Below are 18337 nucleotides of genomic sequence, written 5' to 3' on the forward strand. Positions count from 1 at the left end.
GATCACCCATGAAATTGCGTTCTGCCTCGATCTTGCCGCCGACCTGCATCGCCATCGCATTGGCGTTGCTTGCGGGCTGTGCCGGCCCCGGCGGCGGCGCCGATGTGATCGCGTCGGAAAACTCGAAGGACAAGGTTCCCAACGTCGGCTTCCTGAGCGACCCGGGCAAACTGAAATCCATCTCGGCGAACAGCGGACTGCTGTGCTGGCGCCAGGCGGGCGTCGACTGGCGACGCTACGACAAGGTGATGATCGAGCGCATCCAGGTCTACATCAAGCCGACGGCGAACCAGCGGCCGGTCGATCCCAGTGACTTGAAGACCCTGCTGGACTACTTCCACAGCGCGCTGGTCCGAGACCTGTCGCCGGAAGTGCAGATCGTCAACGCGGCCGGGCCGGGCGTGCTGCGCGTCCGGCTGGCCTTGACCGCGCTCATCCCGACCAACACCGCCGAGAGTCTCGCCGGCACCGCGGTTCCCTACGGCTTCGTGGCCGAGATCGGATCGGGCGCGGCAACCGGGCGGCCCGCGGGCTCGACGCCCTACATGGGGCAGACGGGGCTCGAGGCGCAGTTTCGCGACGGTGCAACGGGCGCGGTCGTCGGCGAATGTGCCGACACCGAGATCGGGCTCAAGTACGCGGCCGACCTGAACAGCGGGGCGCCGACGGCGGCGGAAGCGTGGCTCAGCGGCTATGTCAGTTCGTTCCAGAGCTGGACCTACGCCCAGGATGCCTTCAACAAGTGGTCGGCCGTCTTCGCGCGGCGATTCAAGGAACTGCGTGCCGCGTCATCCTGAGGCTGTGGCAGCGCGTTCTATCCTGGTCAGTGATTACGTACGTGAAGCTAAGTGGCCGCCGGGATGGTTGTGACATCCCGCCAATTCCACAATGAGTCCCTGTCCACCACCATGAAGGAATCCAGATGAGCAAGATCCTCGCAGCCATGATCGCCGGACTGTTCGCAGCCGGCGCGTACGCACAGAACCCTCCCGGCGCTTCGTCGCAGGAACAGGTCATCACCAACAGCAAGGGGCAGGACAAGGCACAGGCCAAGGTCGAAGCAAGGCCGCAGGGCAAGGTCAAGAAGATCGGTGGCGACGAAGTGACCTCGGCGCAGAACGATGCCATCGGAACCGGCAAGGCGGCTGCCGCCGGCCAGGCGAAGGTCCAGGCGCGCGACGCAAAGCACCCGAACAGGAAGGCGGCCCCGAACGGCGGTACGCCCGACATGCCCGGAGCCAAGTAACCGGCTTGCGACACCGCCTTGCGCGGTGTCGCCTTCAGATCAAACGGGCCGCGGCTTCCCCGTCATTGCCTATAGCCGCTGCGCACCTTGCCGCGGAACACCCAGTAGACGCCGAAGGTGTAGATGGCGATCACCGGCAACACCACCACCCCGCCGTAGAACAGGAACTGGAGCGATGGGTCGGGCGCGGCGGCACTGCCCACCGTGACCGCGTACGGCACCATGTAGGGCCAGAACATCACGCCGAGCGTCAGGTAGGCCGCCGCGAAGAACAGCATGGTCAGCGCATACGCGGCGCCATCGCGGCGGGCCCGGGCCCCCATCACGACGCCGAGCAGCGCGGCCACCGCCACCACCGGGAAGATCCATCCCCAGGGCCTGTCGCGCAGGTGGCCCTGCGAGATCGCGCCGATGTCCCAGGTCAGCGACACGACGAAGGCGACGCCGAGGATCACGAACACGGCCACGGCCAGCCAGGGGATGCGGCGATACGCCCATTCGCGCAGGGCGCCCTCGCTCTTGAGCACGATCCAGCCTGCGCCCAGCAGCGCGTAGCCGCAGACGAGCCCGATGCCGGTCAGCACCGGAAACGGATGCAGCCATTCGAACGATGTGCCGGCGAACTGGCCGTCCGCCACCTTGAGGCCGCGCATCAATGCGCCCACCGCGGCGCCCTGCACGAAGGCGACCACCGCCGAGCCGAGGAAGAAGCCCATGTCCCACAGCCAGCGCGTCTTCACGCTGCGGAAGCGGAATTCGAAGGCGATGCCGCGGAAGATGAGGCCGACGAGCAGCAGCAGCACCGGCAGGTAGAACGCACCGAGAAACACGGCATACACCACCGGAAAGGTCGCGAACAGCCCGGCGCCGATGATGACCAGCCAGGTTTCGTTGCCATCCCAGAATGGCGCGATGGTGTCCATCATGTGCAGCCGGTGGTCTTCCTCGTTCGTGGTGCCGAAGAGGATGCCGACGCCGAGATCGAAGCCGTCCAGGACCACGTAGACGAGGATCGACACGGCGATGACCGTCGCCCAGAAGAGCGCGAGATCGCTGGGCTCGATGGAATTCACCGGGAACCTCCCGGGACGGGATTGGCTGCCGCGTCGGTGCGGGCGGCCACGGCCATGGGTCGACTGCCGGTCACGTTGGCCGTGGCCTCCGTCCTGGCGCGCGGTCCCTGGCGCAGCAGCTTGTAGATGTAGTAGATGCCGAAGGAAACGAAGAGCCAGTACACCACCACGTAGATGATCAGTGAGGTCAGCACGTCGCCCGTCGTCAGGGAGGGGGTGATGGCGTCCTTGGTGCGCAGCAGGCCGTAGACCACCCAAGGCTGGCGTCCGATCTCCGCGGTGTACCAGCCGGTGAGGATGGCCACGAAGCCGGTCGGGAAGGCCGCGAACGCGCACCACAGGAACCAGCGCGACGATTCCAGCTTGCCGCGCCAGCGCAGGAGGTTTCCGAACCACGAGACCGCCAGCATGATGAGTCCCATGCCGACCATCAGGCGGAAGGCGAAGAAGGGAATCAGCACCGGCGGGCGGTCTTCTTTCGGGAAGGATTCGAGGCCGCGCTCGGCGGCCGTGAAATTGCCCGACGCGATGAGGCTGCCCAGCTTGGGCACCGAGATGGCGTAGAGGTTGCGTTCGTTCGCCTCGTCGGGAATCGCGATCAGCGTTTCGCTCGCGGGTTGCTCGTTCTTCCAGCGCGCCTCGATCGCCGCGAACTTGGCGGGCTGGTGCTTGAGCACGTACTCGCCGGTCAGGTGGCCGAAGAAGAGCTGGACCGGGATCAGCACCGCGGCCAGCCCGAGGCCCCAGTGCAGCATCATCCGCCCCTCGTCGTGATGGACGCGGCGCAGGAGATACCAGGCACCCGTCGCCGACACGCACATCGAGGTCGTCAGCAGGGCGGCCAGGAGCATGTGCGGCCAGCGGACCATCTGTATCGGGCCCAGCACGATCTGCTTCCAGTCCACCGGGATGATCTTGCCGTCCACGATCGCGTGGCCCAGCGGCACCTGCATCCAGCTGTTGTTGGCCAGGATCCAGAAGGACGAGAACATCGTGCCCAGCGACACCATGCAGCACGAGAAGAAATAGAAGCGCGGGGACACCCGGTCCCGCCCGAGCAGCATCACGCCGAAGAAGGTCGCCTCCAGCATGAAGGCGGTGAAACCCTCGTAGCCGAGCAGGGGGCCCTGGATGGAGCCGGTCTTGACGGCGAGGACGCCCCAGTTGGTGCCGAACTGGAAGGCCATCACGATGCCCGTGACCACGCCCATGCCGAAGGATGTGGCGAAGATCGGCAGCCAGAAGTCGAACACCCGCCGGTAGAGCGTGTTGCCGGTCGCCAGCCGCGCACCCTCGATCGTGGCGAGCCATGCCGCCAGCCCGATCGTGAACGCCGGGAAGATGATGTGGAAGCTGATGACGAATCCGAACTGGATTCGTGACAGCAGGACGGGATCGAGGTCCACGGCGGCGGGTCTCAGGGCATCAGCTTGTTGACGACGACGCGCTCGACGTCGTGCCGCGCGTAGGGTGGATAGCGCACGCCGGGGTCGACGGTGCTGCTGTGGTGCAGCACGCCGCGCGCATTGGTGAAGGCCTCGAAACCCCACCGTCCGTGGTATTTGCCCATGCCGGAGTTGCCGACGCCGCCGAACGGAAGCTCGGGGAAGAGCGGATGGATGGCGCAGTCGTTGACCTCGGCATCGCCGGAGCGCGTGGCCGAGAGGATCTTTTCGACCACGGCGCTGTCCTCGGCAAAGATGTAGAGGCCCAGCGGACTCGGCCGGCTGTTGACCCACCGGATGACGGACTCGACCGAATCGATCTCCAGCACCGGCAGGATCGGCCCGAAGACCTCTTCCTTCATGATCGGCGAATCCACCGCGACGTCCACCAGCACCGTCGGCGCGATGTAGAGCTCGTCGGCATCGGTCTGGCCGCCTGCAAATGCCTTGCCGCTGCCGATCAGGCCGGCCAGCCGGTCGAAGTTGCGGCGGTTGATGATGCGTCCGTAGTCGGGGCTCTGCTTCGGGTCGTCGCCGTAGAACTCGCGGATGGTGTCCTTCATGTGCTGCAGGAATTCGTCCTTCACCTCGGGCCACGCCAGCACGTGGTCGGGCGCGGTGCAGATGTGGCCGGAATTCATGAATCGGCCGTAGGCGATGCGCCGCGCGGCCGACTTGAGGTTGGCCGACGAATGCACGACGGTCGGGTTCTTGCCGCCGAGTTCGAGCACGCAGGGCGTGAGGTTCTTCGCGGCGGCCTGGTGCACGATCTTCCCGACGGGCGGGCTGCCGGTGAAGAAGATCATGTCCCACTGCTGCGCCAGCAGCGCGGTGGTCTCGGGGACCGCGCCCTCGACGACCGCGACGGCGCGCGGATCGAAGTACTTCGGCACCAGCCGCGCCGCGGCGGCCGCGCAGTTCACCGCGATCTCGGACGGCTTCAGCACCGCCGTGTTGCCCGCGGCCAGCGCCGCCACCAGCGGGCCGAAGACCAGCATGAAAGGCTCGTTCCACGCGCCGATGATCAGCGTCACGCCGAGCGGATCGCGGTTCACGCGGATATAGCCCGGCTCGAACACCAGCGGCATCGGCTCGTGCAGCGGCTTCACCCAGGTGTCGATGTGCTTGAGCGCGTAGCCGGCCTCCTTCGCGCAGTACTCGACGTCCATCAGGTCGGCATCGTTCCTGTTGCGGCGGAGGTCCTTCCAGAGCGCGTCGCACAGTTCGTCGTGATGCTCGGTGAACAGGGCCCTGACCGCTTCGAGCTGTGTCTTGCGCCATGCGACCGGCCGCGTGTGGCCTTCCAGGAAGAAGCCGCGCTGGCTTGCGACGAGCGAGGCGAAATCAGGCTGGGACATGGCATCGGCTCCATGTGGACTCGGAGAGAACGCATGATCGACTTGGCGGCCTGCATTGAACATCCCGGCGGCCACGCAGGCCACGTACGTGGAGGGAAGGGCGCCGCTTTTCCCGGTCAGCGACGGGCCGTCGGCGTGGGTGACGATTCCGGACTTGCCGTGGCGCCGGAGCCCGCGCCCGCGACCATTCCCGGCGCGAATCGCTGCACCAGCAAAGGCCCCAGGATGGACGTGACCAGCACCATGATCAGCACGGCATTGAACATCCGGCCGTCGAGCAGCGGCTGGCCGGCGGCATTGAAAGTCTGCTTCGCGACCAGCGCGGCCGCGAGCGTCGCGGCGACCTGGGGCAGGGTCAGCGACCACATCGTCTTGCGGGCGGCGGGGCCATAGCCGAAGGCGAGGCCGCAGGCCTCCGCGGCAATCCACTTTCCCGCCAGCAGCGCCGCGATGATGCCGCCCGCGACCAGCGCGTCCTGCGACAGGCTGCGCGCCAGCGCCAGCGGGTCGATCAGGAAGCCGGTGACGACGAAGAAGACCGGGATGAACAGCGTGGTGCCCATGAATTCGAGCTTGTGCTTGGCGGGCTTGTCCTTCACGGCCGCATTCACCGCAAGGCCCGCCATGAAAGTACCGACAATGCCGGGCAGGTTGATGTACTGCGCGAGCAATGCGGTCACCGCAAGAATGCCCAGCATCAGGATGAAGTACGTCTGCTCGTCGTGCTCCACCTTGCGCAGCACATAGGCGGCCGCGCGGCTCAACCCCGCCAGCACGAAAACCACGAAGGCCACGATCTCGGCGACCTGGACGACGAGGGCCGAGGCCGAGAAACCGCTGACGAACATCGGCACGCACACGGCGAACACCAGCAGCGAGAGGGTGTCCGACATCATGGTCGCACCGATCGCGACGACGATGGACTCCTGGCGCTGCACCCCCAGCGCGGTGACGATCGGCAGGGCCAGGAGCGTGTGCGACGCGAGCAGGGACCCGACCACGACGGCGGGCAACAGGGCATAGCCGAGCCAGCGTACGGCGAGTGTCCCGAGAAGCAGCGGAATGGCGGTCGTGGCCACGCCGAAAACGATGGCGCGGAAGATCTTCCGGCGGAAGAGTTCCAGGTCGATCTCCCATCCAGCGAAGAACATCAGCAGCAACATGCCCAGGTCGGAAAAGAACTGGGCGACGGGGTGCTCGCGCGGGATGACATCGAGCACGTGCGGGCCGAGCAGCACGCCGCTGAGCAGCAACCCCACCACCACCGGAATCCGGAAGGCGCGCGCGATGCGCGGAACGGCGAGGATGAGCGCCATCATGAGCGCGAACCTCGCGAGTACGGGCAGGAGCTCGATGGTTCGATGCACCAGTGCGATGAATGTCATGACACGATCTCCAGTGGAGAGCACCCATATCGATTGAATCGCGGTTTCGCCCCGGGCGGAATCGGTCTGGCCACGTACGTGCTCGAAGGCCGGAATCCGGCGCTCCCGGGCGTTGGCATACGATCGCCCGATGGCAAGCACTCCGGCCCCGCGGAAACGGGATTCACAGATCTATGGGCGGCCCGCCTCCGGGCTGCGGCTGAAGGTGTACACCGTCATCTTCGAGGCCGATACGCGCGCGGGGCGCCTGTTCGACCTCGCGCTGATCGCGGTCATCATGGCCAGCGTCGCGGTGGTCGTGCTCGACAGCATCGCCTCGGTGCATGCGAAGTATCAGGACCTCTTCCGCGTGCTCGAATGGATCTTCACGCTGTCGTTCACGGCCGAATATGTTGCACGCCTCGCATGCGTGCAGCGCCCGGCCCGGTACGCGCGAAGCTTCTTCGGCGTCATCGACCTGCTGGCCGTGCTGCCGACCTACCTGGCCGCCTTCGTGCCGGGCCTGCATGCACTGATCGATGTGCGGGTGCTGCGCCTGCTGCGGCTGTTCCGGATCCTGAAGCTCACCGAATACGTCCACGAATTCGGTGCCCTGGGCCGGGCGCTCGCCGCGTCCCGGCGCAAGATCATGGTGTTCATGGCCTTCGTCATGCTGGTCGTGCTCGTGATGGGCACCCTGATGTACGTGGTGGAAGGGCCCGAGCACGGCTTCACCAGCATCCCGATGGGCGTCTACTGGGCGATCACGACGATGACGACGGTCGGCTTCGGCGACATCACGCCGCACACCAACCTCGGCAAGTTGATCGCGTCGGCCATGATGCTGCTCGGCTGGGGCACGCTGGCGGTGCCCACCGGCATCGTGAGCGCGGAGTTCACCGCCCTGCGCGCGGCCGAGCCCACCACGCGGACCTGCCACGAATGCCTGAGCGAGGGGCATGCGCCGGGCGCGCGATTCTGCAGCGATTGCGGTGCCGCACTGCCGCCCTGGCAGAACGAGTTCGGCAACGGACCCCCGCACGTACGTGGTTCTGAGTAGCCACCCGTATTGACCGGTCGCGCGCGCGAATCGACGATGTGCAATGGTCGCCGGGACGTTCCCGCCGCGCTTCGGGGCGCGACGTTCCGGCTTTCGTCCACGACCCCAACCCGGTGATCGATCATGAAACCACTGCTCCATGCCTCGAAGTACCTTGCCGCGGCGGTCGTCGTCGCGCTGGCCGCCGGCTGCGCCACGGGCAATGACGCCCTCAGCAATGACAACCTGGCCATTGCCGCCGGCTTCAAGGTCATCACGCCCAAGAACCCCGGCCAGCAGGCGATGCTCGCCAAGCTGCCGAAGGACAAGGTCTCGCCGGTCAACTACCAGGGCACCACCTACTATGTCCTGCCCGACTCGATGAACAACCTGGCCTATGTCGGTGGGGCGGCGCAGTTCCAGGACTACCAGCGGATGCGCGTCGCCAAGCAACTGAGCAACAACAACCTCGAAGCCGCCCAGATGAACGAGATGAACGCGATGGATTGGGGTGGCTGGGGCGGTTGGGGCGGTCCCGCGTTCGTCGGGTTCCGCCGCTAGGCATTACGTCCGTGGGGGTACGAGGCCCTCGCGCACCTCCTTCCGCCCCTGCGCGCGCCCCGCTGCAGGAACGGCTGGACTTCGAGCGGCTGCTGTAAGACCTGTCGGCTGGATTCATCTCCGCATCCGCCCGGGACATCGATCACGTCGGCGCGCCCATGCCGCGGTGCCCGACCGGGGCCGGCTGGTCGACCTGCTAAACAAGGTCATCGGACAGGCCACGCGCGCCGGCGATGTCGTGACACGAATGCGCAGCATGGTGAAGCTGCATGAGCCCGAGCCTAGGCCGATCGACATCGAGCGGGAGTTGGCCGAGTGCGTCGGCATGGTGAGGATGGACTGCGAGCTTCGCGGCATCCGGTTCCGCCTCGCGACCGAGCACCCCTTGCCGGCCGTGATGGTCGACGAGATCCATTTGCAGCAGGTCATCCTGAATCTGCCGAGGAACGCCATGGAAGCCATCGAAACGGGGCCGGCGGGCGGCAACCGGGAGATCGGTGTCTCCCTGCCTGAACGCGCACGAGAAGGTCCTGGTCGAAGTCGCCGATGGCGGCATCGGCATCGTCGACGGCGACCTGGAACGGATCTTCGAATCGTTCTACTCGACCAAGTCCACCGGCCTGGGCGTCGGGCTGGCGATCTGCCGAAAGCTGATCGAGGCGCACGGCGGCGAGCTCTGGGCGACGCATCGCGACGGGGGCGGGGCCGTCTTCAGTTTCACACTCCCGACGGCGACTTCGGTAGACTGACCGGATGGCAGAGCCGACCGTGTTCATCATCGACGACGACGAGGCCTATCGCGATTCGGTGCGCGAACTGGTGAGTTCCGTCGGCGTCGCGACCGAGGTGTACTGCTCGGCGGTCGACTACCTGGCCGCCTTCGACCCGAACCGCCCGGGTTGCCTGGTGCTGGACGTGCGCATGGGGCGCATGAGCGGACTGGCGCTGCAGGAGCACCTGCTGGCGATTGGCGCGCGCATTCCCATCGTCTTCATCAGCGGCCACGGCGACATCGCCATGGCGGTCAAGGCCGTCAAGGACGGGGCGATCGATTTCGTCCAGAAGCCCTACCGGGAACAGCAGTTGCTGGACGCCATCGACGAGGCCCTGCGCCGCGATGCGAGCATGCGCAACCCTTCGTCCGCCGAAGGGGGCAAGCGCCTCGACAAGCAGATCGCGTCGCTGACGGTCCGGGAGCGCGAGGTGATGCGGCTGGCGCTCAAGGGGCTGCCGAGCAAGGTCATAGCCAAGGACCTGGACATCAGCCACCGCACCGTCGAGCAGCACCGGAGCCGGCTGCTCGAGAAGCTCGGCGTCAGTTCGATCACCGAGCTGATGCGGCTCCACGCCGAGCGACCCGCCGAATAACGGCACGCCGGTCCGGCGTCGGGCTCGCCACCCGACCACGTACGTGGGGGTACGTGGCCGCCCGGCTGGATTTGCCGCGCCAGGGCTCCCAGAATGAATCCGCATCGATGCATGGGCCGCGCGGGCGAGCCGGGCGGCATGCCCGGCGCCGCGAGACGAACAAGTGCCACGGAAGGAGATGTCAGTGAAGAGCCGATCTCAAGTTCTTGCCAGAGCGTTGCTGCTTGCCGTCAGCCTGATGTTCGTCGTCGGGGCACAGGCCCAGAAGGCGCCCGCCAAGGCGGCCGCTTCGAGGGGCACTACGGCCGCCAAGCCCGCGCCCGAACTCGAAGCGAAGGCGATGGACTTGCTGCGCGGGATGAGCGCCGCGCTCACCGGGGCGTCGTCGCTGTCGTTCACCGCCGTCGCGACCTATGAAAGCCCCAGCATCATCGGCCCGCCGCTGACCTTCTCGACCACTTCGGAGGTGCTGCTGCAGCGGCCGGACAAGCTGCGTGTCGTCACGAGCGGCGACGCAAAGCGTGCCGAGTACTACTACGACGGCAAGACGCTGACCGCCTTCGCGCCGTCCGAGAACCTCGTCGCCGTCACGCCCGCGCCGGCCACCATCGACGCCATGCTGGAAGGGGCCTTCAAGAATGCCGCGATCTACTTTCCCTTTGCCGATGTGCTGGGCGCGGATCCCTTCAAGAACATCACCGAAGGCCTGACCAAGGCGTTCTACATCGGCCCCTCCACGACGGTCGGCGGCACGACCACCGATGTGCTCGCGGTGGTCAGCGACGAACTGTTCATGCAGATCTGGATCGGCGCCGATGACAAGCTGCCGCGCCGCCTGCGCGCGATGTACCGGGGCGACCCGCTCCTGCTGCGCCACCAGGTTGACCTGTCGAACTGGAAGCTCGACCCGGTCATTGCCGCCGAGGCCTTCGCATCGGTCAATGCGGCCAATGCGAAGCGGATTCCGTTCGCGATGCCGCAGGCGCCGGCGGTGGCCGCAGCCCCCAAGGCCAAGGGCGGCAAGGCCACCAAGGCGCCCTGATCGACTCGGAAGGACCCTCGACATGAAACCGATGAAAGCCATCCTTCCCCTGATCGCCGTCACATTGCTGGCCACCGGGTTCCACACGACCGCCACGGCCTGGGCGCGCGCGAATGCCTGGGGCGGCCACACGACGGGCGGCTTTGGCGGATTCACCCACGACAACGCGTTCGGCGGCAGCACCACCCACAGCTGGTACGGCGGAACCAGCCACACCAACCGCTATGGGGGAACCACCACCGGCGCGTACGGAATGGGTGCCGTGCACACCACCGCCGGCGGCTTCACCACTTATCACCCGCCGGGCTACGGCTACGGCGGCTATGCGCCGTACTACCGGCCGGTGGGCGTGCCCTATTACCACCCGGGCTGCTACGACTGCGGCGCCGCGGTCGCTGCCGGCGCGGCCGTGGGACTGGCGGCCGGCGCGGTGGCGGGTGCCGCACTGGCGCGACCCGCCGTGATTCCCGCCTATCCGCTGGGGACCAGCTTCACGACCTTGCCGACGGGCGCGGTATATGTGGATCGCGGCGGCGTGACCTACTACCAGGTGGGCAACGCCTGGTTCAGGCCCGCCTTCGGCGCAGGCGGCGTGTACTACAGCGTCGTGCCGGCACCTTGAAGCGCACATGATTGCCATGCGCAAGTCGACGTGTTCACGCGCGTTGAAGCATGCTGGCGGATTGGCGTCGGCGCTGGCTTGCCTGTCCGCCGCGGCGCAGGGCCAGCCTCCGGCCGATGCATGGCAGTTCGAATTCATTCCTTATCTCTGGGCGCCGGGCATCAAGTCGGACCTGCGGATCAGTGCGCTGCCCCGGAGCACCACCAGCGTGAATTCCTCGAGTGTCCTGAGCGCGCTCGACTATGGCTTGATGGGGACGCTCGAAGCCCGCAAGGGCCCCTGGGGCGCATTGCTCGACATGCAATACGTGAAGCTCGGCGTGTCCCGCCAGATCGGTGCCGTCTTCCCGCCGGTCGGGCTCGACGTCGACTACGTGCAGCAGATCTACACCATGGCCGGCCTCTACCGCGTCTACGACAGCGCCGCCGTCCAGGTCGATGTCCTGGGGGGTGCGCGCTACGTGAACGCCAGGACCGACGTCTTCCTCGCGCCGAACCTGCCCGGGCCGGGCATCCGCCAGTCCGTGGGCTGGTGGAACGGCATCGTCGGCGCGCGCGTGCTCGCGCCGATCAACGACACGTGGTCGGTTCTCGGTTACCTCGACAGGGGGTGGGGCAGTTCGAACTCGAGCTGGGAAGCGATCGCCGGGGCCAGCTACCAGTACTCGCCGACGATTTCGTTCAAGTTCGGCTACCGCTACCTGAGCTTCGAACGCGACGAAGGGCTGCTCAGCAAGGTGGCGCTCGGCGGCTTCTTCGCCGGCGCCGGATTCAAGTTCTGATCCAACCGGACAAAGTCACATGAAAGACGGCCCCACCACGACGCCTCCACCGGAGAAGACGTCGGCGCAGATCAATACCGACCTGGCCGTCGACCGCACGGTCATGGCGGCGGACCGGACGCTCATGGCGTGGGTCAGGACGGCGCTTTCGATGACCAGCTTCGGCTTCACGATCTACAAGGTCATCGAAGGGTTCCAGCACGATGCAGCCCACACGATCAAGGCCGAAATGCCACGCGACGTGGGGCTGTTCCTCACCGGCCTGGGCACCGTGGCGATGGTGATGGGAACCATCGAGTACTGGCTTCGGATCAAGGAACTGCAGCACAACAAGCCGCTGCACATCATGCAGCCGTCGTTCGTGATGGCGCTGATCATGTCGGTGGCGGCCCTGTTCATCTTCGTCGGCATCGCCTTCAGATTGCTTTGAGTAACCATGGACCTGCTGCTCGATTTCTGCGTGCGCACCTGGCAGGACATCACCAGCGGCCGGCACGCGCCGCTGTCCTTCCGCTTCATCCTGCAGCCGGCGGTTGCCGCCTTCTTCGCCTACAAGGCCGGAAGGCAGGACGCACGCGAGGGACGGCCGCCTTACCTGTGGACGCTCCTGCGGCACCGCGAGCAGCGGAAGGCCTTGCTGCTGGAGGGCTGGCGGCACATCGGCAAGGTCTTCATCGTGGCCATCGTCATGGATGGCGTCTACCAGTTCATCCTGGCGCGCTGGTTCTATCCGGTCGAGGCCCTGATGGTCGCATTGGTGCTTGCGGTGCTGCCCTACCTGCTGCTGCGGGGCGTGGTGAATCGCATCCTGCGACATCGGCCGCACAGCTGAGCAAAGTTCCAGGGCATTGTTTCGAGGTGACCTGGCACCTCTCCAACCAACGTTGAGGAAGAAACCATGACGATGAAGAAGCCCAACATCCTGATTCTCTGGGGCGATGACGTGGGCTGGTGGAACATCAGCTACAACAGCCGGGGCCAGATGGGCTACCGAACGCCCAACATCGATCGCATCGCCAACGAAGGCGTCGCGTTCACCGACTACTACGCGCAGCAGAGTTGCACCGCAGGGCGTGCCGCCTTCATCACCGGGCAGAACCCCATCCGGACCGGCCTCACGAAGGTCGGCATGCCGGGCGCCTCGGTCGGCCTGCATGCGGAAGACCCGACCATCGCCGAGATGCTGAAGCCGCATGGCTACGCCTGCGGGCAGTTCGGCAAGAACCACTTCGGCGACAAGGACGAGTACCTGCCCACGCTGCACGGCTTCGACGAGTTCTTCGGCAACCTCTACCACCTCAATGCGGAGGAGGAACCCGAGGATCCGGACTATCCGAAGGACCCCGAGTTCAAGAAGCGCTTCGGCCCGCGCGGGGTGCTGCATTGCCTGGCCGACGGCAAGGGCGGACAGACGATCGAGAACACCGGCGCATTGACGAAGAAGCGCATGGAGACCATCGACGACGAGACGACCGAACGCGCGCTCAAGTTCATCGACAAGTGCCATGCCGACGGCAAGCCCTTCTTCCTCTGGTACAACACCACGGCCATGCACTTCAGGACGCACTGCGCCGAGAAGCACAAGGGCAAGAGCGGCGGGCAGGGCGACTACAACGACGTGATGGTCGCGCATGACGAGCACATCGGGGAGATGCTCGACAAGCTCGACCAGCTCGGCATCGCGGACGACACGATCGTCATGTACTCGACCGACAACGGCCCGCACTACAACAGCTGGCCCGACGCCGGCATCACGCCCTTCAGGGCCGAGAAGAACACCAACTGGGAAGGCGGCTGGCGCGTGCCGTGCTTCATTCGCTGGCCCGGCCAGTTCAAGGCCGGCACGGTCATCAACGGCATCGTGTCGCACCAGGACTGGCTGCCGACCCTGCTGGCAGCGGTGGGCGAGGGTGACGTCAAGGAGAAGCTCCTCAAGGGCTACAAGGTCGGCGAGAAGAACTTCAAGGTGCACATCGACGGCTACAACATGCTGCCCTACCTGAACGGGCAGACGCAGGAAAGCCCGAGGCAGTTCTTCTTCTACATCAGCGACGACGGGGACATCATGGCGATCCGCCTGAAGGACTGGAAGGTCGTGCTGATGGAACAGCGCGCGAAGACCCTGCAATGCTGGTTCGAGCCTTTCGTGAAGTACCGGGCGCCGAAGATCTTCAACCTGCGGCGCGATCCATTCGAGCGCGCCGACGAGAACTCGAACAGCTACTGGGACTGGGTCATCTCCCACGCCTACATCATCTATGCGATGCAGGGGGCCGTCGCGAACCAGATGGAAGCGTTCCAGAAATTCCCGCCGCGGCAGAAGCCGGGTTCGTTCAACCTCGATGAGGTGATGCGGAACTTGCAGGAGTCGTCAACAGCTTCGCACTAGCCCACCTCCGAAGCGCCGCGGTCCGGCGGAGCCGGACCCGCGGCATCCCTGCAATTTGGGGGCGGTGCGCCAATGAAGAAAGCCTGGGTCGACGGAGGTCGGGTCCAGGCTTGCGTGCGTGAAGGCGGGCAGGAGGCTGCCCGGAAGGTCTAGCTCTTCCTCACGACTGACGTGGCGATGGCTTGGGTAATGGTCATCTTCATCTGGTCGCCGACCTTGACGCCGCTGAGCATTGCGGGATCCCTCAGCTTCACTTCGGTGAAGTGACCGAAGGGGCCGCGGACCATCACGGTGCCCTTGGCTTCATTGACTGCCCAGATGTTCGACACCATCGTCGTCTGCTTCATCGCGGCGCCGCCGGGAAGCTCTCCGGCCTGGGCACGATCGACGGCGCGGGTCTGCGTGGCCATGCGGATGCCGTCACCCTTCTGGAAGTCGAGCGCGACCGATTGGATGTAGGTGACATCCACCATGTCGCCGGCCTTGACCTGGGCAAGGTTCTTGACCCTCGAGTCGACCATGACGGCGAATTCATTTCCTTCCGGTCCCTTCAGGGTGACGATGCGGTTCTTCGGGTCGATCGCGGTCACCAGCGCGGAGATGGTGATGCCCTTCATCGTCTCCCGGAGGTCCAGCACCTTGGGGTTGGCCGAGGGCGTGTTCGGCTGCGCCATCGCGGGCGCGACGAGCGTCACGGCGGAGGCCAGCGCGAGAGCTGCATAGCGGGTTGATTTCATTTCACGTTTTCCTTTCACTTTTCGGGTAGATCAGGTAGACGGAACGCGTTCGCCACGTGCGACATCGGCAAAACGAGGCATCTCTCGCAGTGATCGCTTGCACTCCGGTCGAAGATTTTCCCCATTGCCAAGCCGCGCGCCATCCCGACGGCCACGCATGAACACGTACGTGAATTCTCTTTATTCGACGGTGACACGCGCCTCGAAGAGGTAGCCGGCCAGGGCCTGCTCGACCATCGGGACCGAGGTCCGGGCAGTCGCCGGCAGAGTCACGCTGACCATCATTCCCCTGCGGCCGCCTTCGCTTGCCTGAACCTGCGCATCAGGCAGGCCGAGTTGCTCGCGCACCAGAGTGGTGACGAGGCGTGCGGCGGCGTCGCAGCGTAACTGGGGCTTGTAGATCTTGCCGACGGAGGTGAGCGGGATGGCGTCGATGACGTGGATCATCCTCGGCCACGCCGGGCGCTCGCCGATCGTGCGCTCGGCATGCTGGCGCAGTTCCGCCTCGGTGACGCTGGCACCGGGCCGCAGCGCCACGTAGCACACCGGCAGTTCGCCGGCATAGGCGTCGGGCACGCCGACGGCCGCCGCCAGCAGCACCGCGGGATGGGACGCCATGGCGTTCTCGATCATCTGCGGATCGATGTTGTGGCCGCTGCGGATGATCAGGTCCTTCGCGCGTCCGGCGATGTGGATGCGACCCTGGGCATCGGTGTAGCCGAGGTCACCGCTGTTGAGCACGCCGCCGTCGAAGACGCCGGCGTCGTGCGCGGGATCGCGATAGCCCGGCGACACATGCGGGCCGGAAACGGTGATGACGCCCACCTCGCCGGTCTCGCAGGCCGGCCCCAGCGCGCCGCTGGCCTCCAGCCGCCGCACCGCGACCCGCGTGTAGGGCAGGGCCCATCCGACCGAGCCGATGCCGCCGCTGCCGCCCACGGCGTCGATGGCGATCAGGCCCGAGGCCTCGGTCATGCCGTACACCTCGAAAAGGCCACGGCCCGTGACCTGCCTGAAGCGCTCGCCCACCGTGGTCGGCAGCGACGCCGCGCCGCAGAAGCCGGCACGCACGGCGCTGATGTCGGCGTCGCCGAGCGGCACGTCGAGCAAGGCGCCGACCGAGGTGGGCACCGCGCCCACCAGCGTGGCGCCGTACTGGCCGGCCAGACGCCAGAAGCCCTGGACCATGGCCGGATTGCGCAGCCCGCCGGGCGACATGATCAGCAAGCCGATCCCCGCCATGAAAGCACTCAGGCCGCAGAAGATGGTGCCGCCGACGTGGAACAGCGGCAGCGTGGCCGTGAGCGTGTCGGTCGGTCGCATGTCGCCCAGGATGGCGCCGCCCAGCGCGGCCGCCAACTGGCTGCGGTGCGTGTGCGCGACCAGCTTCGGCGCGCCGGTGGTGCCTCCGGTGTGGAAGTAGGCTGCCACGTCGCCGTCCCGTCCCGGCTCGCCGAACACGAGGCGGTCGTCGGGCTGCGCCATGAGTGCCGTGTGAAAGTCGATCACGCCCTCTTCGGACGGCGTGCCCGGCGGCGCCACGCGCAGCAGCGTGAGCCCCGGCACCGCGTCGCGCAAGGCGAGCGCCTTCTGCCAGATGTCCAGCACCGGATGCGGCCCCAGCGCGACCAGGACGCGGGCACCGGAGGCTTTCAGCAATTCCGCGATGTGCGCCGGCTGCAGCAGGAAGTTGATCGGCACCGCATAGCCCGCGGCCTCCGCACCCCACAGCGTCGCGTGGGTCTCGACCAGGCTGGGCAGCATGTAGGCCACGCCGGGACGTTCGCCCGCGAGCGATGCGAACAAGTTGGCCGCGCGGCGGATCAGGCCCAGCAATTCGGCGTAGCTGACGCGACGGGGCGCCTCGTCGGGGGCTCCCGTCATAAGCATCGTCAACGCGGTGCGCTCGGGATGGCGGGCGGCGGCGGCAATGAAGACGTCGAGGATGCTGCGCTCGGGCAGGCGCTCGTCGAGCGTCATGTCCGCCTCGACACGCGCCAGGTCCTCAAGATTGCGAACGCTGTTCTCGGGCAGGAATGCCATGGCTGCCTCCTTTGCGGATGAAGGCGGAGGACATTAACGCGATCGGCGCAACGGCAACATCAGGGTCTTACCCGCTTGCTTGCCGAAGTCGCACCGCAAAGCGCCGCGCTGTCCTACCATCGCCCACTCGTGTGTCTTCGGAGAGAGCCGAATGGACGAAGAACAGCATCGGCGCGGCGAACCGCTCGACCTCGTCATCATCGGCGCAGGCATCGGCGGCGTGATGACGCTGCACTACGCGCGCCAGGCGGGCCTGAATGCGCTGCTGCTGGAGCGCCAGAACGTGGTCGGCGGCCTCTGGGCCACGCTTCCGCCGTGGCAGGACATCCAGTTCGGCCGCTGCGACTGGACTTTGGGCGATCTGCCGATCGCGGGGGAGGACCAGGCCAGCATCCGCGACAACATCGAGGCCTGGGTCGAGCGCTTCGGCCTCGCAAGCGCGATGCGACTCGGCACCGAGGTCACGCGCGCCATCCGCAGCGGCGATGAATGGATCATCGAGACACCGGCGGAGACCTATCGCGCGAGATTCCTGGTCAGCGCCACCGGCGCGCACAACAAACCCATCATCCCTGCGCCCGATCGCGAAACCGTCACGCTGCGCGAACTGCATTCGTCGCAACTGCGGGAAGCCTCCGACCTGCGGGGACGGGATGTCGTCGTGGTCGGCGGCGGCGCCTCTGCGCTGGACTTGCTCGACCTGTGCTTCGAGCATGAGGCTCGCCGCGTGATCTGGATCCACCGGAAGCTGCGGTGGATGATGCCGAGCACCAAGCCCAAGAGCCTGGCGGGCAGCCCGCGCGGAATGGCAAGAGCGCAGATGGAGGGCGCGACCGTCGAGCAACTCAGCGTCAGCTTCGATGCGCAGCTTCGCGCCCGCTATGCCAAGTTCGGGCTGCAGGACATCCTGCCCGAGGGCGTCTTCGATCTGGGACGCGACCAACTCTTGCCTGGGCGCTGCCGAATGATCGAGAACTTCGCCAGGATCGAGCGTCACCGCGCTGAGGTGACACGCGTCGAAGGCAAGTGCGTGACGCTGTCGACCGGAGAGACGATCGATGCCGACTTGCTGCTCTGGGCCACGGGCTACGAGATCGATCTCGGTTTTTTCGCCAATGAATCCCTGTCCCGCATCCGCCGGCACGAAGAGCTGGTTGCGCAATGCGGCTGCGGGCTGGTCGCAACGGCGGAGCCCGGCCTGTATTTCCTGGCTGCGGGCTGGAGTCGACAGGTACTGCTCCCTGGGCCTACGCACTGATCGCACGCACG

General features: G+C 66.3%; 20 protein-coding genes. 13 read left to right on the forward strand and 7 right to left on the reverse strand.

What is annotated here, in order from left to right; genetic code table 11:
• Positions 1-8 precede the first annotated feature (8 nt).
• Together ACSFBL_RS19840 and ACSFBL_RS19845 are read left to right on the forward strand one after the other, a co-directional pair.
• A complete protein-coding gene (locus ACSFBL_RS19840) occupies positions 9-797 on the forward strand; it encodes a DUF3313 domain-containing protein (protein WP_435517524.1) in 789 nt (262 codons plus the stop codon).
• A gap of 125 nt (positions 798-922) precedes the next feature.
• On the forward strand, positions 923-1246 hold the full coding sequence (locus ACSFBL_RS19845) for a cell envelope biogenesis protein TolA (RefSeq protein WP_435517525.1): 324 nt from the start codon (positions 923-925) through the stop codon (positions 1244-1246).
• Positions 1247-1308: 62 nt separating this feature from the next.
• Here the strand turns inward: ACSFBL_RS19845 and cydB are convergent, their stop codons facing one another.
• The 4 genes from cydB to ACSFBL_RS19865 all read right to left on the reverse strand — a co-directional run bounded on the left by cydB (position 1309) and on the right by ACSFBL_RS19865 (position 6507).
• A complete protein-coding gene (gene cydB / locus ACSFBL_RS19850) occupies positions 1309-2319 on the reverse strand; it encodes a cytochrome d ubiquinol oxidase subunit II (RefSeq protein ID WP_435517526.1) in 1011 nt (336 codons plus the stop codon).
• Positions 2316-3725, reverse strand: coding sequence for a cytochrome ubiquinol oxidase subunit I (locus ACSFBL_RS19855; protein WP_435517527.1), 1410 nt, complete (start codon positions 3723-3725; stop codon positions 2316-2318). Before ACSFBL_RS19855 ends, cydB begins: the two co-directional genes overlap by 4 nt.
• 11 nt (positions 3726-3736) lie before the next feature.
• Positions 3737-5122, reverse strand: a complete 1386-nt coding sequence (locus tag ACSFBL_RS19860; RefSeq protein ID WP_435517528.1) for an aldehyde dehydrogenase family protein — start codon at positions 5120-5122, stop codon at positions 3737-3739.
• A gap of 116 nt (positions 5123-5238) precedes the next feature.
• On the reverse strand, positions 5239-6507 hold the full coding sequence (locus tag ACSFBL_RS19865) for a cation:proton antiporter (RefSeq protein ID WP_435517529.1): 1269 nt from the start codon (positions 6505-6507) through the stop codon (positions 5239-5241).
• Between the two features lie 130 nt (positions 6508-6637).
• Here ACSFBL_RS19865 and ACSFBL_RS19870 point away from each other — a divergent pair, with 130 nt between their 5' ends.
• Complete coding sequence (locus tag ACSFBL_RS19870; RefSeq protein ID WP_435517530.1) at positions 6638-7546, forward strand: ion transporter; 909 nt, start codon at positions 6638-6640, stop codon at positions 7544-7546.
• A gap of 123 nt (positions 7547-7669) precedes the next feature.
• The gene (locus tag ACSFBL_RS19875; protein ID WP_435517531.1) at positions 7670-8086 is read left to right on the forward strand and encodes a hypothetical protein; all 417 of its coding nucleotides are present in this window, start codon (positions 7670-7672) and stop codon (positions 8084-8086) included.
• Positions 8087-8282: 196 nt separating this feature from the next.
• On the opposite strand, the gene ACSFBL_RS19880 is transcribed toward ACSFBL_RS19875, so the two are convergent.
• Positions 8283-8501 (reverse strand): hypothetical protein, encoded by a 219-nt coding sequence (locus ACSFBL_RS19880; protein WP_435517532.1) that lies wholly within the window; start codon positions 8499-8501, stop codon positions 8283-8285.
• Positions 8502-8583: 82 nt separating this feature from the next.
• Here ACSFBL_RS19880 and ACSFBL_RS19885 point away from each other — a divergent pair, with 82 nt between their 5' ends.
• The 8 genes from ACSFBL_RS19885 to ACSFBL_RS19920 all read left to right on the forward strand — a co-directional run bounded on the left by ACSFBL_RS19885 (position 8584) and on the right by ACSFBL_RS19920 (position 14288).
• On the forward strand, positions 8584-8835 hold the full coding sequence (locus ACSFBL_RS19885; RefSeq protein ID WP_435517533.1) for an ATP-binding protein: 252 nt from the start codon (positions 8584-8586) through the stop codon (positions 8833-8835).
• A 4-nt stretch (positions 8836-8839) separates the two neighbouring features.
• Positions 8840-9454, forward strand: coding sequence for a response regulator transcription factor (locus ACSFBL_RS19890; RefSeq protein ID WP_435517534.1), 615 nt, complete (start codon positions 8840-8842; stop codon positions 9452-9454).
• Between the two features lie 184 nt (positions 9455-9638).
• Positions 9639-10496, forward strand: coding sequence for a DUF2092 domain-containing protein (locus ACSFBL_RS19895; protein WP_435517535.1), 858 nt, complete (start codon positions 9639-9641; stop codon positions 10494-10496).
• A 22-nt stretch (positions 10497-10518) separates the two neighbouring features.
• The gene (locus ACSFBL_RS19900) at positions 10519-11118 is read left to right on the forward strand and encodes a hypothetical protein (protein ID WP_435517536.1); all 600 of its coding nucleotides are present in this window, start codon (positions 10519-10521) and stop codon (positions 11116-11118) included.
• A gap of 7 nt (positions 11119-11125) precedes the next feature.
• Positions 11126-11899 carry a YfaZ family protein gene (locus ACSFBL_RS19905; RefSeq protein WP_435517537.1) on the forward strand — a complete coding sequence of 258 codons (774 nt, stop codon included), beginning with the start codon at positions 11126-11128 and terminating at the stop codon, positions 11897-11899.
• A gap of 19 nt (positions 11900-11918) precedes the next feature.
• Positions 11919-12329, forward strand: a complete 411-nt coding sequence (locus ACSFBL_RS19910) for a YidH family protein (protein ID WP_435517538.1) — start codon at positions 11919-11921, stop codon at positions 12327-12329.
• 6 nt (positions 12330-12335) lie between these two features.
• Positions 12336-12731: a hypothetical protein gene (locus ACSFBL_RS19915; protein ID WP_435517539.1), complete on the forward strand. Its 396-nt coding sequence runs from the start codon at positions 12336-12338 to the stop codon at positions 12729-12731.
• Between the two features lie 66 nt (positions 12732-12797).
• Positions 12798-14288, forward strand: coding sequence for an arylsulfatase (locus ACSFBL_RS19920; protein WP_435517540.1), 1491 nt, complete (start codon positions 12798-12800; stop codon positions 14286-14288).
• A gap of 149 nt (positions 14289-14437) precedes the next feature.
• Here ACSFBL_RS19920 and ACSFBL_RS19925 read toward each other — a convergent pair whose 3' ends face one another.
• Together ACSFBL_RS19925 and ACSFBL_RS19930 are read right to left on the reverse strand one after the other, a co-directional pair.
• Positions 14438-15025, reverse strand: a complete 588-nt coding sequence (locus tag ACSFBL_RS19925; RefSeq protein ID WP_435517541.1) for a hypothetical protein — start codon at positions 15023-15025, stop codon at positions 14438-14440.
• Positions 15026-15205: 180 nt separating this feature from the next.
• On the reverse strand, positions 15206-17068 hold the full coding sequence (locus ACSFBL_RS19930; RefSeq protein WP_435517542.1) for an AMP-binding protein: 1863 nt from the start codon (positions 17066-17068) through the stop codon (positions 15206-15208).
• A gap of 151 nt (positions 17069-17219) precedes the next feature.
• Here ACSFBL_RS19930 and ACSFBL_RS19935 point away from each other — a divergent pair, with 151 nt between their 5' ends.
• Positions 17220-18326, forward strand: a complete 1107-nt coding sequence (locus ACSFBL_RS19935; protein ID WP_435517543.1) for an NAD(P)-binding domain-containing protein — start codon at positions 17220-17222, stop codon at positions 18324-18326.
• Positions 18327-18337: the final 11 nt, after the last annotated feature.

Origin of the sequence: Variovorax glacialis (assembly GCF_051216375.1) — a bacterium.
Lineage (GTDB): Bacteria > Pseudomonadota > Gammaproteobacteria > Burkholderiales > Burkholderiaceae_C > Variovorax.